Below are 252 nucleotides of genomic sequence, written 5' to 3' on the forward strand. Positions count from 1 at the left end.
CCTTTGTTGAACGCATAATGACGTAAAATGTTCAAGTCACGGGTTGTTTGTTTTGGTGTTTCTTTCCATTCATACAAGCCTTCAGGGATTTCTGAACGCATAAACAAGGTTAAACTCATTCCTTGATCAACGTGTTGTTGCGCTGTTGCGTAGACATCAATCACTTTGCGCATATCCATATCGTAAGCAGAAGTATAGTAAGGGATTGTATCATTCGCTAAATAAGGCGCTGGATAGTAAATCTTACCAATT

General features: G+C 38.9%; 1 protein-coding gene. It reads right to left on the bottom strand.

Annotated elements, in window-relative coordinates; translation table 11 throughout:
* Positions 1–252, bottom strand: a 252-nt coding sequence (locus LJE09_RS17715) for a hypothetical protein (protein WP_442860833.1), incomplete at both ends; no start/stop codon positions are given.

It is taken from the genome of Blautia sp. DFI.3.45 (assembly GCF_020593505.1).
GTDB lineage: Bacteria > Bacillota > Clostridia > Lachnospirales > Lachnospiraceae > Blautia_A > Blautia_A wexlerae.